11 protein-coding genes are annotated in these 15,109 nt (G+C 73.6%); 6 read left to right on the top strand and 5 right to left on the bottom strand.

Going from position 1 to position 15,109, the window contains the following annotated elements; all coding sequences use genetic code 11:
- Nucleotides 1-62: 62 nt before the first annotated feature.
- The 5 genes from AB0D45_RS21640 to AB0D45_RS21620 form a co-directional block, all read right to left on the bottom strand.
- The gene (locus tag AB0D45_RS21640; RefSeq protein ID WP_361604109.1) at nucleotides 63-413 is read right to left on the bottom strand and encodes a hypothetical protein; all 351 of its coding nucleotides are present in this window, start codon (nucleotides 411-413) and stop codon (nucleotides 63-65) included.
- Nucleotides 414-563: 150 nt separating this feature from the next.
- Entirely contained in the window at nucleotides 564-3,587 is a 3,024-nt protein-coding gene (locus tag AB0D45_RS21635; protein WP_362461455.1) for a glycoside hydrolase family 38 C-terminal domain-containing protein, read from the bottom strand.
- 80 nt (nucleotides 3,588-3,667) lie between these two features.
- The gene (locus AB0D45_RS21630) at nucleotides 3,668-4,510 is read right to left on the bottom strand and encodes a carbohydrate ABC transporter permease (protein ID WP_362461452.1); all 843 of its coding nucleotides are present in this window, start codon (nucleotides 4,508-4,510) and stop codon (nucleotides 3,668-3,670) included.
- On the bottom strand, nucleotides 4,507-5,400 hold the full coding sequence (locus AB0D45_RS21625) for a sugar ABC transporter permease (protein WP_362461521.1): 894 nt from the start codon (nucleotides 5,398-5,400) through the stop codon (nucleotides 4,507-4,509). The genes AB0D45_RS21630 and AB0D45_RS21625 overlap by 4 nt, the downstream gene beginning before the upstream one ends.
- 89 nt (nucleotides 5,401-5,489) lie before the next feature.
- Complete coding sequence (locus AB0D45_RS21620; protein ID WP_362461449.1) at nucleotides 5,490-6,824, bottom strand: sugar ABC transporter substrate-binding protein; 1,335 nt, start codon at nucleotides 6,822-6,824, stop codon at nucleotides 5,490-5,492.
- 299 nt (nucleotides 6,825-7,123) lie between these two features.
- On the opposite strand from AB0D45_RS21620, the gene mdlC reads away from it, so the two are divergent.
- The 6 genes from mdlC to AB0D45_RS21590 all read left to right on the top strand — a co-directional run bounded on the left by mdlC (nucleotide 7,124) and on the right by AB0D45_RS21590 (nucleotide 15,072).
- Nucleotides 7,124-8,734: a benzoylformate decarboxylase gene (gene mdlC, locus AB0D45_RS21615; RefSeq protein ID WP_362461447.1), complete on the top strand. Its 1,611-nt coding sequence runs from the start codon at nucleotides 7,124-7,126 to the stop codon at nucleotides 8,732-8,734.
- 63 nt (nucleotides 8,735-8,797) lie between these two features.
- Nucleotides 8,798-10,210, top strand: coding sequence for an FAD-linked oxidase C-terminal domain-containing protein (locus AB0D45_RS21610; protein ID WP_362461444.1), 1,413 nt, complete (start codon nucleotides 8,798-8,800; stop codon nucleotides 10,208-10,210).
- On the top strand, nucleotides 10,207-11,559 hold the full coding sequence (locus AB0D45_RS21605) for a cytochrome P450 (RefSeq protein ID WP_362461441.1): 1,353 nt from the start codon (nucleotides 10,207-10,209) through the stop codon (nucleotides 11,557-11,559). Before AB0D45_RS21610 ends, AB0D45_RS21605 begins: the two co-directional genes overlap by 4 nt.
- A gap of 13 nt (nucleotides 11,560-11,572) precedes the next feature.
- The gene (locus AB0D45_RS21600) at nucleotides 11,573-12,937 is read left to right on the top strand and encodes a hypothetical protein (protein WP_362461438.1); all 1,365 of its coding nucleotides are present in this window, start codon (nucleotides 11,573-11,575) and stop codon (nucleotides 12,935-12,937) included.
- Nucleotides 12,938-12,946: 9 nt separating this feature from the next.
- Nucleotides 12,947-14,863, top strand: coding sequence for a peroxidase family protein (locus tag AB0D45_RS21595; RefSeq protein ID WP_362461435.1), 1,917 nt, complete (start codon nucleotides 12,947-12,949; stop codon nucleotides 14,861-14,863).
- Entirely contained in the window at nucleotides 14,860-15,072 is a 213-nt protein-coding gene (locus AB0D45_RS21590) for a hypothetical protein (RefSeq protein ID WP_361604135.1), read from the top strand. The genes AB0D45_RS21595 and AB0D45_RS21590 overlap by 4 nt, the downstream gene beginning before the upstream one ends.
- Nucleotides 15,073-15,109 lie beyond the last annotated feature (37 nt).

Raw genomic sequence — 15,109 nt, 5'->3', positions numbered from 1 at the left:
CTCCCGCCGGACGCTGTGGCGCAGTTCACGCCCCGCCCCGCGCGGGCCGGGACCCGGGCGGGTCAGTGGATGACCCGGAAGCTGCGCCAGGGAAGGGTGCGCGGGGCGGTGACGTTCGACAGGGTCGTGGCCACGTAGACCCCCTCGGCCCCGTCGACCTCGCCGCAGTTCTCCGTCCGGTACAGGACGATGTCCACGAGGGTGTTGTTCTCGACGTGGGTGGCCCCCTTCGGAATGCGGATCCGGTGGCAGCCCTTGACGGGGGTGTTGGAGTAGCTCAGCTCGGCCGGCGAGTCGTGGCCGCGGAAGGTGAGCACGCCCACGGTGCTCCGGCCCATGCCCGAGCAGGCGGTGGCGGTCAGCAGCAGTGCCGCGGCCCCCACGATGGTGCTGATCCGTCGGCTGTGGGACATGGCGCGGTCCTCGTCTGTGCGGTGGTGGCGGTGTCCTTGCCCACAGCTTTGCCCGGCGGAGCGCGCGTGGCTTGCGCTGCTCGGCCGACCGGATGAACAGGCCGGGGAACGCGGTGGAGCCGGACCGGAGCGGACCCGGCTCCACGGACCTCACGCCCGCCGGAGGCGGACCGTGACGATCTGGAACGGCCGCAGGGTGAGGGGGACCCTGCCGTCGGGCGCGGGGGCACCGACCGCCGAGCCCGCCAGGGGGCGCTCCAGCAGGTCGCTCTCGACCGCCGCCACGACCGGGAAAGCCGGCGAGAGAGCCGCCCGGGCGCGTCCGCCGCGGGACTCGTAGAGGCGTACGACCACGTCCCCGCTGCGGTCCTCCGCCAGCTTGACCGACTCCACCACCACCGCGTCGTCGTCGACGGCCAGCAGCGGGGCGACCGGCCCCGCGCCCCGCAGCACGCGTTCGGGCAGGTTGAAGGCATGGCCCTCGCGCACCGCGTCCCCGATCCCCGCGCCGGGTGCGAGCGCGTAGCGCAGGGTGTGGCGGCCCTGGTCGGTCTCGGGGTCCGGGTAGCGGGGGGCGCGCAGCAGGGAGAGGCGGACGGTGGTGGTCTGGCCGCCGTCCGCGCGCATCCCGCGCGTGACGTCGTGCCCGTACGTGGAGTCGTTGAGCAGCGCCACGCCCCAGCCGGGTTCCCCGGCGTGGATCCAGCGGTGGGCGCAGATCTCGAACTTGGCCGCCTCCCACGAGGTGTTGGTGTGGGTGGCGCGGTGGACGTGGCCGAACTGGGTCTCGGAGGCGGTGTGTTCGGCCTTGACGTCGAGGGGGAAGGCGGCCTTGAGGAACTTCTCCGTCTCGTGCCAGTCCACCTCCGTGGTGATCTCCACCGCCTTGGCCCCGGCCCGCAGGGTGAGGGCCTGGGTGACGGCGGAGGAGCCGAAGGTGCGGGAGACGGTGACGGTGCAGGAGTCCCGCTCCCGCTCGGTCACCTCCAGGGAGTCGAGGGCGACGAGGTCGGTGACCTTGTTGCGGTAGAAGGCGTCGACGTCCCAGGCGTCCCACATGTTCGGGAAGTCGGGGTGGACCTGGAGCAGGTTCGCGGCGCCGCCGGGGGCGAGGGCCTCGCGGCCGCCCTCCAGGTCGTACGCGGAGACGATCAGGCCGCGCCCGTCGACCTCCACGAGCAGCCGCCCGTTGGCCAGGACGTGCCCGCCGCCGTGCCGCTCCTCCACCGTGACCGGCTGTGCGGCCGGCCGCGGCCGGGCCGCCCCGCCGGCCGGGATCCCGCGCCGCTCGTGCGGGGCGCAGTTGAAGACCAGCTCCTCCTCGCCCCGGCCCGCGAGGGCGGTCTGCGCGTCGAGGGTGATGCCGGCCAGCTCCCGGCGCACCTCCTCGTAGGTCGCGCGGGCCTCGCGGTGCACCCAGGCGATGGAGGAGCCGGGGAGGATGTCGTGGAACTGGTGCAGCAGGACGGTCTTCCAGATGCGCTCCAGATCCTCGTACGGGTAGCGGAAGTCCGGGACGCGCACGGCGGCCGTCGCCGCCCACAGCTCGGCCTCGCGCAGCAGCGACTCGCTGCGCCGGTTGCCCTGTTTGGTCCGGGCCTGGGAGGTGTAGGTGCCGCGGTGGAGCTCCAGGTAGAGCTCGCCGGCCCACACGGGCGCGTCCTCGTACTCGGCGCGTGCCTTCTCGAAGAAGGCGTCGGGGCGCTCGATCTCCACGCGTGGGGAGCCTTCCAGGTCCCGCTGGCGCCGGGCCCGGGCCAGCATCTCGCGGGTGGGGCCGCCCCCGCCGTCGCCCCAGCCGAAGGGCACCAGGGAGCGCGAACCCCGGCCCTTCTCGCGGTAGTTGCGGGCGGCATGGGCCAGCTGGGCGCCGCCGAGGTCGCTGTTGTAGGTGTCGACCGGCGGGAAGTGCGTGAAGACGCGGGTGCCATCGATGCCCTCCCACCAGAAGGTGTGGTGCGGGAACCGGTTGACCTGGGACCAGGAGATCTTCTGGGTCAGGAACCACTGGGCGCCGGAGAGCCGGACGAGCTGGGGCATCGCGGCGGTGTAGCCGAAGGAGTCGGGCAGCCAGACGTTCCTGGTCTCGATGCCGAACTCGTCCAGGAAGAACTTCTTGCCGTAGAGGAACTGCCGGGCCATGGCCTCGCCGCCGACCATGTTGGTGTCGGACTCCACCCACATGCCGCCGACCGGCACGAACTGCCCGTCCGCGACCTTCTTCTTCACCCGCTCGAAGAGTGCGGGCCGGTGGGTCTTGACCCAGTCGAGCTGCTGAGCCTGCGACATGGCGAAGACGAACCCGGGGTGCTCGTCCATCAGAGCGATCATGTTGGAGGTGGTGCGGGCCACCTTGCGGACGGTCTCGCGCAGCGGCCACAGCCAGGCCGAGTCGATGTGGGAGTGGCCGACCGCGCTGATCCGGTGCGCGGAGGCGTGCGCCGGGGCGGCCAGCACCCCGGCCAGGCGGGCGCGGGCGGCGGCGGCCGTGCCGGCGACGTCGTCGAGGTCGACCTCGTCGAGCGCGCGGTCGACGGCGCGCAGGATCTGGTAGCGCCGTGCGTCGTCCTCGCCGAGCTGGGTCATCAGGTCGTGGAGGACCTCGAGGTCCTGTACGAGTTCCCAGACCTCGGTCTCGAAGACGGTGAGGTCCATCCGGGCGAGCCGGTACAGCGGCCGGTCGCCGCTGGTGAGCCGGTCGCCCTCGTAGGTGGGTGCGTGCTCCACCAGGACGGGGTTGGAGGCGGCCTCGACGTACCACTCGATCCGTTCGCCGCCCGCCGCGGAGTCCGCCACGCGCACCCAGTCGTTGTACGGGTTGAGGGCCTTGACCTCGCTGCCGTCGGCCCGGTGGACCAGTCCCTCGCACTGGAAACCGGGCATCATCCGGTCGAAGCCGAGGTCGAGGACGGCCTCGACGGTGCGGCCCGCCCACTCGGCGGGGACGGTGCCGGTGACCTTGAACCAGGTGGTCCCCCAGGCCCGCCCCCACGCGTCGCCGCTCGCGCAGGGCGCGTACGGGGCGGCGAGCGCCTCGGAGACGGGGACCGGTTCGCCGGGGGCGTCCCAGCGCTCGACGGCCAGGGGCCGCGGGCGGGAGCGGACGGCGGGCCGGATGCGCTCCCCGAGGACCCGGCGGAGGCGGTGTTCGGTGATGCTGCGGTCGTCGTGCATGACGGGGGCTCCAGGAGATCGCGGGCAGGAGGACGGAGAGCGGTGGAGGGCCGGCGGCGGACGGTGCGGGCGCGCGGCGGTCAGAGTTTGACGGCCCCCTCGCCCACTCCCTTGAAGAAGAAGCGCTGGAGGGCGAAGAAGAGCAGCATCATCGGGACGAGCGCGGCCATGGCGCCGGCGGCGACGATCCGCTGGTCGCTGGTCGTGGTGGCGCCGGCCAGGGTCTTCAGACCGAGCTGCAGGGTGTAGTGGTCGCTGTCGGTGAGGACGAGCAGCGGCCACAGGAAGTCGTCCCAGGCCCCCATGAAGCTGGTGATGCAGACGACGGCCAGGGCGCCCCGGGCGGACGGGAGGAACACCCGGGTGAAGCGGGTCCACTCCCCCGCACCGTCCAGGACCGCCGCCTCCTCGATCTCCTTGGGCACGGCGAGGAAGGCCGCCCGCATGATCATGATGTTGAGGACGGAGACCGCGCCGGGCAGCCAGACCCCGACGAGGGTGTCGATCAGGCCCATCCCGCGCACCGTGAGGAACATCGAGATCATCACGGATTCGAAGGGGAACATCAGGGTCGCCACCAGGACGGTGAAGACCGCCTCGCGGCCCTTCCAGGCGGCCCGGGAGAGGGCGTAGCCGCCCATCGCCGCGAAGAGCGCGTTGGAGGCGACCGCCAGCACCGCCACCACCAGGGTGTTGCCCACGTACTGGACGAGCGGGAAGGACTCGGCGACGCGCAGGTAGTTGTCGAGGGTGGGCCGCGAGGGGAGCAGCCCGTCGTAGACGTTCTCGGTGCGGCCGCGGACCGAGGTCAGGAACTGCCAGACGATCGGCCCGAGCATCAGGACGAGCGTCAGCAGGAGCACCGCGTAGCGGACGGCGAGGCCCGTCCGGCGGCGCCGGCGGCCGGCCCCGGTGGTGGTCAAGCAGCTCCCCCCTTCGTGAGCCTGTGCCCCAGCAGGCTGAAGGCCAGGGTCAGGAGGAACAGCAGGAGGGAGAGGGCGCAGGCGTAGCCGGTCTCCCCGGCGAAGCCGAGGCCGACCTGCCGGATGAGGAACGGCAGGGTGCGGGCGCCGCCGCCGGGGCCGCCGCTCTCGCCGCCCAGGATGTAGATCTCGGTGAAGACGCGCAGCGCCGAGATCGCGGAGAGGGTGCCCACCAGCAGCATCATCGGCTTGACCTGGGGGACGGTGATGCTGAAGAAGCGGCGGACGGGGCCGGCCCCGTCGAGGGCGGCCGCCTCGTGGAGGGAGGCGGGGACGTTCCCGAGGGCCGCCAGGTAGAAGACCATGTAGTAGCCGAGGCCCTTCCACACCGTCACGAACATGGCGGAGACGAGCAGCAGGGTGCTGTCGGTGAGGAAGGGGACCGGCTCGGAGATCACGCCGATCGCCCGGAACACGGTGTTGACCAGTCCGTCGCTGCGCAGCACCCACTGCCAGATCAGGCCGACGACGACGGCCGAGGCGATGACCGGGGTGTAGAACGCGGAGCGGAAGAAGCCGATGCCGGGGACCTCCTCGCGGACCAGGACCGCGAGGGCCAGCGGCAGCAGGACCAGGCAGGGGACGACGACCAGCAGGTAGAGCACGCTGTTGCCGGCGGCGGTCCAGAAGTCCGGGTCGGCCAGCGCGCGCGTGTAGTTGTCGAAGCCGACGAAGGAGCCGCCGCGCAGGATCCGGGCGTCGGTGAAGGACAGGACGACGGTGTTGAGGAACGGCCAGATGCCGAACAGGGCCGCGGTCACCAGCCCGGGGGCGAGGAACAGGTAGGGGGTCCACCACCTGCGGTGCACGAGCCCGGTGTCGGCCTCCATGGCCCGGCGAGACCGGCGCAGGCGCCTGCGGTCGCGCCGGGCGGCCGCCGCGGCGGCGCGGGCGGCGGGAGCCGCCGGGGCGGGGGCCGTCACGAGCGGTTCCCGGCGGCGAGCAGCCGGTTGGCCTCCTCCTGGGCCCTGCGCACCGCCGCACGGGGGTCCTGCTCGCCCTGGATGGCCTTCTGCACCTCCCGCACCACCGCGTCGCCGACCTGGTTGGTCCACTGGACGGGGGTGTTGGCGTCGAGGTCCGCCGTCTTCAGCTGCTCGGCGCCGATGGCGCGGGCCAGCGTCTCGGGGTCGTTGCCGTCGCCGCGGTCGGTGAAGCGCGGGTCCGCCAGGCCCTTGGCGTTGGAGGGGTAGATCGTCGCGTTCCGCGAGAACTCCACCTGGTTGGGGCCGTTGGTGACCCACTGGGCGAACTCCGCGGCGGCGTCGGGGTGTTCGGTGTCCTTGCGGATGCCGAGGGACTGCGCGTAGATGCCGATGTGGCCGAGCGTGCCGGTGACGGCGCCCGCGACCCGGGTGCGTGCGTAGACCTGCGGGGCGTTCGTGCGGATGTCCCTGACGAAGCCCGGGGAGCCGGGGCCGAAGACGAGTTTGCCCGCGCCGTACAGCTGGTTGATGTCGTCGGCCTTCAGGAGGGACTCCTTGGGCATGGCGCCCTTGGCGTAGAGGTCCTTCATCCGCTCGACCCAGGCGACGGCCCGGTCGGTGTCGAAGGTGAACCGGTCCCGCGCGTCGTTCAGCAGCGGGACGCCCATCTTCTGCCAGTCGCCCGGCAGCCGCCCCTTGGGGTCGGCCATGAACGCGGCGTACCGGCCGCCGGAGCGCGCGGCGATCTGCTCGGCGTAGTCGAAGAACTGCTCGACGCTGGTCGGGGGCTTGTCGGGGTCCAGGCCGGCCTTCGCGAACAGGTCCTTGTTGTAGGTGAGGATCTCGGGGGTCACGTACCACGGGTAGGCGTACACGCCGTCGCCCTTGCCGGGCAGCCTGAACTGCTCCCAGGCACCGCGGACGTACTCCCCGGCGGCCTTCCCGTCGAGCCGGGCCACGTCCGCGAGCATCCCGCGGTCCCCCAGGAGCTGGAAGGAGTCGGTGGAGAGGTTGACCACGTCCGGCAGGGCCCCGGCCTGGGCGTCGGCGACGAGCTTCTCGTTGTAGCCGTCGCCGGGGACGTCCTCCCACTTCACCCTGACGGCCGGGTACTTCGCCTCGAAGGAGTCGATGACGCCCTGGACGTAGGCGGTGAACTTCGGTTTCAGCTGAAGGGTCCGGAAGGTGATCTCGCCGGACACCTCGCCGGTTCTGCGGGCCTCTTCGGCGCCCGCGCCGCCACCGCCCAGGCCGCATCCGGCCGCCGACAGCAGGCCGGCGGCCACCAGCGTGACGAGGGCCGTGCGGGTCGCGGGGGAACGCGTCATCGTCGCCGCCTTCGGGAGAGGTTCCGGCTCCGCTGCCGGAGGGCGGTGCCCACGCTGGCCGCCGGGGAAGGGGCCGTCAACGAGGCCTGCGCCCCGTTGGCCTAAAGCGGTTCGCCGCCCGCACCCGACGCTCGCGCGGACACCGCGGCGCGGGCCCGGCCCGGGCCGTTAACACGGGGAGGGGGCGGCTGCCAGGCCTTCACCGGCCTCCGACCCGAACGGATCATGGATTTTGCTTGATCAACGCAATGTGATGCAGTGATCACCCACCGTTTCCACCCGCTCGCGAAGGAACCGCCATGCGCACGGTCCGAGAGTCGGTCCTCGACGTCCTGCGAACCCGTGGGATGACCACGGTCTTCGGCAATCCCGGGTCGACGGAACTGCCCATGCTCAAGCAGTTCCCGGACGACTTCCGCTACGTCCTGGGGCTCCAGGAGGCGGTGGTCGTCGGCATGGCCGACGGCTTCGCGCTCGCCTCCGGCACCACCGGCCTGGTCAACCTGCACACCGGCCCGGGCACGGGCAACGCGATGGGCGCGATCCTGAACGCCCGCGCCAACCGCACCCCCATGGTCGTCACCGCCGGCCAGCAGGTCCGCGCCATGCTCACCATGGAGGCCCTGCTGGCCAACCCGCAGTCCACCCTGCTGCCCCAGCCCGCCGTGAAGTGGGCGTACGAGCCGCCGCGCGCGGCCGACGTCGCCCCCGCCCTGGCCCGCGCCGTGCAGATCGCCGAAACCCCGCCGCAGGGGCCGGTGTTCCTCTCGCTGCCGATGGACGACTTCGACGTGGTGCTCGACGAGGCCGAGGACCGGGCCGCCCTGCGGACCGCGGCCCGCACCGTGACGCACGCGGCCACCCCCTCCGCCGAGGTGGTCCGGCGGCTGGCCGCGCGCCTGGCCGGTGCCCGCAGCGCCGTCCTCGTCGCCGGCAACGACGTCGACGCCGCCGGGGCCTGGGACGCCGTCGTGGAACTGGCCGAACGCACCGGCCTGCCCGTCTGGTCGGCGCCCACCGAGGGCCGGGTCGCCTTCCCGAAGTCCCACCCCCAGTACCGCGGGACGCTGCCGCCTGCGATCGCACCGCTGTCACGCTGCCTGGAGGGCCACGACCTGGTCCTGGTGATCGGCGCCCCGGTGTTCTGCTACTACCCCTACGTCCCCGGCGCCTACCTGCCCGAGGGCGCCGAGCTGGTGCTGCTGACCCGGGACGCGGACGAGGCCGCCCGGGCCCCCGTCGGGGACGCGCTGGTCGCCGACCTCGCCCTGACGGTACGGGCGCTGCTGGCCGAGCTGCCCGTACGAGAGCCGGCGCCCCCGGCCGGGCGGATCGAGCGGGCCGAGTCCGTCGCGGACGTGGACGGGGTGCTCACCCCGCTCGCCGCCATGACGGCCATCGCCCAGGGCGCCCCCGGCAACACCCTGTGGGTCAACGAATCCCCGTCCAACCTGGGCCAGTTCCACGACGCCACCCGCATCGACACCCCCGGCTCCTTCCTCTTCACGGCGGGTGGCGGTCTCGGCTTCGGTCTCGCGGCGGCCGTGGGCGCCCAGCTCGGCGCCCCCGACCGGCCCGTGGTCTGCGTCATCGGCGACGGTTCCACCCACTACGCCGTGCAGGCGCTGTGGACCGCGGCCGCGTACAAGATCCCGGTCACGTTCGTCGTCCTGAGCAACCAGCGCTACGCGATCCTCCAGTGGTTCGCCCGGGTGGAGCGCGCCCAGGGCGCCCCCGGGCTCGACATCCCGGGCCTGGACATCGCCGCCGTCGCCACCGGCTACGGGGTGCGCGCCCACCAGGCGTCCGGCGCCGGCGAACTGGCCAAGCTCGTGAGGGAGTCGGCCCTCCAGCAGGACGGGCCGGTGCTCATCGACGTCCCGGTGACCACGGAGCTCCCGACCCTGTAGCCCTCCCGACTCCCCCGCGCCCCGCCCCCGACCCACCGCACCGCACCGCCCCGGAAGGCCGGCATGCCCCCCACCAGCGACACCTCCCTGCTGCTCGACAGGCTCCGCACCGCGCTCCCCGAAGAAGCCCTGCTCACCGACCCGGCGGAACGCGCCGCGCACTCCCGGGACTCCGCTCCCTTCTCCGCGTGCGGCACCCCCGCCGTGGTCGCCGTCCCCCGCACGGCCGCGCAGGTCGAGCACGTCATGCGCACCGCCTACGCACTGGACGTCCCGGTCGTCCCGCAGGGCGCCCGCACGGGCCTGGCCGGCGCCGCCAACGCCGTCGACGGCTGCGTGGTGCTGTCCATGACCGCGATGGACCGGATCCTGTCCGTCGACCCCGCCAACCGCCTGGTGCGCTGCGAGCCCGGCGTCACCACCCGCCGGCTGGCGCAGGCCGTGGCCGCGCACGGGCTGACGTACCCGCCCGACCCGGCCTCCTGGGACCGCTGCACCATCGGCGGGAACATCGCCACCGGCGCCGGCGGCATCTGCTGCGTCAAGTACGGGGTCACCGCCGACTACGTCCTCGGGCTGGACCTCGTACTGCCCGACGGGCGGCGGATGCGTACCGGCCGGGACACCGCCAAGGGCGTCGCCGGGTATGACCTGACGCGCCTGATCGTCGGCTCGGAGGGCACCCTCGCGGTCGTCGTCGGCGCCACCCTCGCCCTGCGGCCCGCCCGGCCGCCGGCGCTCTCGCTGCTGGCCCAGTTCCCCACCCTGACCGCCGCCGGGGACGCCGTCGCCGCGATCACCGCCGCCGGCCACACCCCGTCCGCGCTCGAACTCCTCGACCGGGCCACGACGCAGGCCGTCGTGGACCTCGGCACCCATCCGCTGCTGCGCCCCGGCAGCGCCGCCACCCTGATCGTGGAAAGCGACACCGCCGACCCCTCCCAGGACCTGTCCGCCATGGAGCTCCTCTGCAAGGAGGCCGGCGCCGAGCACATCACCACCTCCGCCACCGGCGAGGAGGCGTACGAGATCATCGAGGCGCGCCGGCTGGTCAGCCCCGCCCTCGCCGCGTACATGGCCGCCCGCGGCGGCGGGCTCACCGCCTTCATCGAGGACGTCGCGGTGCCCCGCAGCGAACTCGCCGGGCTCATCGGCCGGATCGAGGAGATCGCCGACTGCTACGGCCTGAAGGTCTTCACCCTCGGGCACGCCGGGGACGGCAACCTGCACCCCACGGTCGTCTTCGACCAGAACGACCCGGACGAGCTGCGCCGCGCCCAGGAGGCGTACGACGCCATCATGGACGCCGGCCTGGAACTGGGCGGCACGACCACCGGCGAGCACGGCATCGGCACGCTGAAGCGGGACTGGCTGGAACGCGAGCTGGGCCCCGTCTCCCTGGAGCTCCAGCGCGGCCTCAAGCGGCTCTTCGACCCGAAGAACCTGCTCAACCCCGGCAAGGTGGTCACGGTATGACGCAGTCCACCGACACCGCTGACACCGCGCGGGGCGAGGCGCCCGCGCCGCCCCCCGTCCGGGCCGGCCTGGCGGAGACCGTCCGGTTCGTCGCCACCCACACCCTGCCCGTGTTCGTCCGCGGCGTCGCCAGCCCCCGCTTCCCGGTGATGGCCCTGTACGCCCGGGTGAACCAGCCCGCCTGGTCGAACGCGACCCTGCGCGCGATGAAGGCCCGGCACGGCGGCGCGCCCGTCATGGTGCGCGCCCTCTCCGGCGAGATGCTCGTCCTGTTCGACCAGGCCGACATCCGGCGGTTCTTCGAGGAGCCCGTCGCGGACCTCGCCATGGACGCGGACGACAAGCGCGCCAGCCTGTCCGTCTTCGAGCCCACCGGGGTGATCTGCTCGCACGGGCGGGTGCGCGAGGACCGGCGCCGGGTCAACGACCACGCCCTCGCCGCCGACCAGCCGGTGCACCCCTCGTGCGAGCCGTTCCGGACCGTCGTGGAGGAGGAGTGCCGACGGCTCACCTCGCGGCCGGTCGTCGACTTCCCGCTGCTCTGGAAGACCCTGACCCGCATCTCGCGGCGGGTGGTCCTCGGCGACCAGGCGCGCGACGACCAGGAACTGTCCGACTGGCTCGCCACCCTGCGCGGCCGGGCCAACTGGATGGGCCGCAGCAAGCCGGAGGCCGCCAAGGCGCTCTACTCGAGGATCGAGGCCCGGATCGCCCGGTACGCGGCCGACGCGCCTGCGCACACCCTGGCCGCCCGGGCGCTGGCCGAGCCCGCCCCGGAGGGCACCGATCCGCTGGGCCAGACCCACCACTGGCTGCTGGGCATCGACCTCGCCGCCCCCGTCGTCGCCCGCACCCTGCTGCTGCTCGCCCACCACCCGGCCGAGCAGGAGGCGGCCCACGCGGAGGCGGCCGAGGGGGTCCCCGGGCTGCCGAGGCTGCGGGCCTGCCTGGAGGAGTCGGTGCGGCTGTACCCGATCGTCCCCGACCTCGTACGGGTCACCCGTACCGAGACCGAGTGGCGCGGGGTGCGGTACCCGGCCGGCACCAACGTCCTGGTGCCCATCGGGTTCCACCAGCGCGACCCCGCACAGGTCGACGGCGGGAACCTCTTCGCGCCGGGCCGCTGGCTGGCCCCGGACGCCCACCGGGACACCCGCATCGCCCCGTTCAGCCACGGCGGCGCCCGCTGCCCGGGCGAGTACGTGGCCCTGCTGCTCACCTCCCTGGTCTGCGCCGAGGTGCTGCGCGGCCACCGGCTCACCGGGGCCCGTCCGGTGCTCGACCCGGGGCGTCCGCTGCCGGGGGTCATCGACACGGCCGGTATCCGGCTGCGCCTCGGCCGGCTGTAGGAGGAGCCCCGCCATGACCGAAGCCGACACGTCCGTGACCCAGCCGGACGTCGCCTCCCTGCACCACGTGTGCCGCGAACTGGCCGAAGCGGCCGACGCCGTGCGCGAAGCGGCGCGCTACGCCTCGCGGGTCGCCCTCGGCGCCCGGCTGCCCCTGGCGGCGGCCGGCCCCCGCCGGGCCCGCGCCGCCCAGCGCGACCTGCTCAGGACCCTCCTGGACCGCAGGGGCCTGGGCTGGGCGCCGCAGGGCGGCAGCCCGCTCGCCGCGGCCCTCTGGCTGGCCGGGGTGCTCACCAGCCGGGAGAGCCTGGCGGTGAGCCTCGCCGTCGCCGGCCTCAAGGCGCGGATCCGGGCGGCCGCGGTACGCCACCCGGAACTGCTCGACAACCCCACCACCTCGCGGGTGCTGCGCGCCATCGAGGAGGACCGCCAGACAGAGGCGGTACGGCTCTTCCGGGGCCTGCTGACCGAGAAGGGCGCGGAGTACGCCCTCGCCCTGCTGGCGCCGTCCTTCACCGACATCATGGCCTGGAACGCGCTGACCGACGAGAACCCCTTCAACGACACCGCCGGCTGGCAGATCGCCACCGGCCGGCCCCTGACCTCCGACTACTTCGCCGGGGTCAGCAGCTCGGTCTGGGCCCTGCTCAACCGGGGCCGGGGCCGCGCCGAACCGCACACCCCCTCGGCCGCGCTGCTGGGCAGCATCGACACCTCGGGCACCATCGTCGGCTACGTCCGCAACATCGGCCGGATCGGCACGCGCGGGCTGCTCCTCGTCCAGGAGGTCACCGGCCCGGACGGGGAGCGCCGCTACGTCGTCCAACTGGCGGGCATGGGCCCGCGCTTCAACCAGGAGGGCCCGCAGGACCTGCTCGGCGGCATCGACGCGGTCGGCTCCATCGACACCACCTACACCCGTGCGGTGGTCCGGGCGCTGCGCCGGCTCGTCCCCTCCGGCGCGCAGATCGCGCTGGTCGGCCACAGCCAGGGCGGGATCACCGCGATGAACCTGGCGGCGAGCCGTGACGTCAACGCCCTCTACACGGTGACGCACGTGGTCGCGATCGGATCGCCCATCGACCAGAAGCGGGCCGCCGATCCGCGCACCCGGGTGGTCTCGCTCGTCAACGAGCACGACATCGTGCCCAGCCTGGAGGGCCGCTCGTCGGTGTCCCCGTACGCACTGCCCCGGCAGTTCACCGAGTTCACCTGGACCGACGACACCCACTCCTTCCCGCTGTGCCACGCCGCCGAACGGTACGCGCACAACCTCGAACACGACGTCCCGCACGCGCGCACGCACGTCGACTCCGAACTCGCCGCCTTCCGCGGCCGGGTCACCGGTACGCACCTCTTCACCCTCCACGACCGCTGAGGACCCCGTATGACCGACACCGCGTCCCACACCCCGCCGCCGGACACGGCGCCGCCCGCGCCGGAGCCGCCCGGGCAGGGCGCCCCCGCGCACCGGCCGCCGGCCGCGCCGCCGCGGCCGTACGGCCCGCCCGGCCTGCTGGAGCGGCTGGGGTCGGCGGCCTTCGCCCGCGTCAACCGCACCCGCGAGTGGTACGAACTGCCCGGCCCCCTCGGCCTGCTGAACCTGTCCGTGATCCGCGAGGACCTGCGCCGCCACAACCTGCACGACACCTTCGGCGCGGGCGGCGAGCGCGACCGGCGGCCCACGAAGCACCTCGCGCCGTACCGCTCGTACGACGGCTCCGGCTACGACCCGCACGACGAGGACATGGGCCGGGCGGGCACCCGCCTGGACCGCAACTCCCCGCTGCACCTGGCCCATCCGGACGAGGAGGAGGAGCTGCTGGCGCCCAGTCCCCGCGAGGTCAGCCGGCACCTGCTGGCCCGGCGCGGCTTCACGCCCGCCCCCACCCTCAACCTGCTGGCCGCCGCCTGGATCCAGTTCCAGAACCACGGCTGGGCCAACCACGGCGACAACGAGGAGGCCGAGCCCTTCACCGTCCCGCTCGCCGCCGACGACGACTGGGCCGAGCAGGGCGGCACCTGCCCGATGCGGATCAGCCGCACCCGCCCCGACCCGGTCGCCCACACCACCCCCGACGCCCCGCCGACGTACGAGAACACCGTCACGCACTGGTGGGACGGCTCGCAGATCTACGGGTCCGACGAGGCCCGCTGCCGCTCGCTGCGCACCGGCGAGCACGGGCACCTCGCCCTCGACGGCGGGCGGCTGCCCACCGACCCGAGGCCGGGCATGGCCTGCCTCGACGCCACCGGCATGAACAGCGACTACTGGACCGGCCTCTCACTGCTGCACACGCTCTTCGCCAAGGAGCACAACTCCATCTGCGACCTGGTCCGCTCGCACCACCCCACCTGGGACGACGAGCGGCTCTTCCACACGGCACGGCTGGTCAACACCGCCCTCATGGCGAAGATCCACACCGTGGAGTGGACGCCGGGCGTCCTCGACCACCCGGTGGTCCATCGGGCGATGCGGGCCAACTGGTACGGACTGCTGCCCCGCTGGGTGACCAGGAACGTCGGCCGGATCGGCGGCGAGGCCCTCAGCGGCTCCCGGGGCTCGGCCACCGACCACCACGCCGCGCCCTTCTCCATGACGGAGGAGTTCGTGTCGGCGTACCGGCTGCACCCGCTGATCCCCGACGAGATCACCGTCCGCGACCACCTGCGCGGGGCCCGGCGCGAGGTCATCGGCTTCGACGACATGCAGGGCGCGACCACGCGCACCGCGATCGACGCCTACGGGATGAGCGACCTGTTCTACACCTTCGGCGTCTCGCATCCGGGGGCCCTGGTCCTGCACAACCACCCGGACGCGCTGCGCAACCTGAAGCGGCTGTCCGGCGAGCACATCGACCTCGGGACCGTGGACGTCCTGCGCGACCGCGAGCGGGGCGTGCCCCGCTACAACGCCCAGCGGCGGATGCTGCGCAAGCGGCCCGTCACCTCCTTCGAGGAGCTCACCGGGGGCCACCCGGGCGACACCCCGCTGCTGCGGGAGCTGTACGACGGCCGCCTCGACCGGGTCGACACCCTCGTCGGGAACCTGGCCGAGCCCCGGCCGGCGGGCTTCGGGTTCAGCGACACCCTCTTCCGGGTCTTCGTGCTGATGGCCAGCCGCCGCATCAAGAGCGACCGGTTCTTCACCACCGACTACCGGCCGGAGGTCTACACGGCCGAGGGCCTGCGCTGGATCGACCGGAACTCGATGGTGACGGTGCTGCTGCGGCACCACCCCGAGCTGGCCCCCGCGCTGGCCGGAGTGGCCAACGCCTTCGCCCCCTGGAAGGAGCGGGCATGACCGGTCACCCCGCCGACGGCCTGCGCGGCCACGCCGCCGCCCTGCGCGAGCGGGCGGACCGGCTGCGCGGCGCCTGTGACGGTCTGGAGTGGAAGGGCCCGCAGGCCGACGCCTTCCGGGCCCGCGTCGACGAACTGGCCCGGCGGTGCGCGACGGCCGCCGACGGGCTGTCGCGCTCGGCCGCCCGGCTGGACGGCCGGGCGGACTGACGGCACGGCGGCGGACGGCGGGGGCCCGGGCGCGTGC

The sequence above is a fragment of the Streptomyces sp. NPDC048352 genome (genome assembly GCF_040651895.1).
Classification (GTDB): domain Bacteria; phylum Actinomycetota; class Actinomycetes; order Streptomycetales; family Streptomycetaceae; genus Streptomyces.
This window is presented reverse-complemented; position numbering and strand designations above follow the sequence as displayed.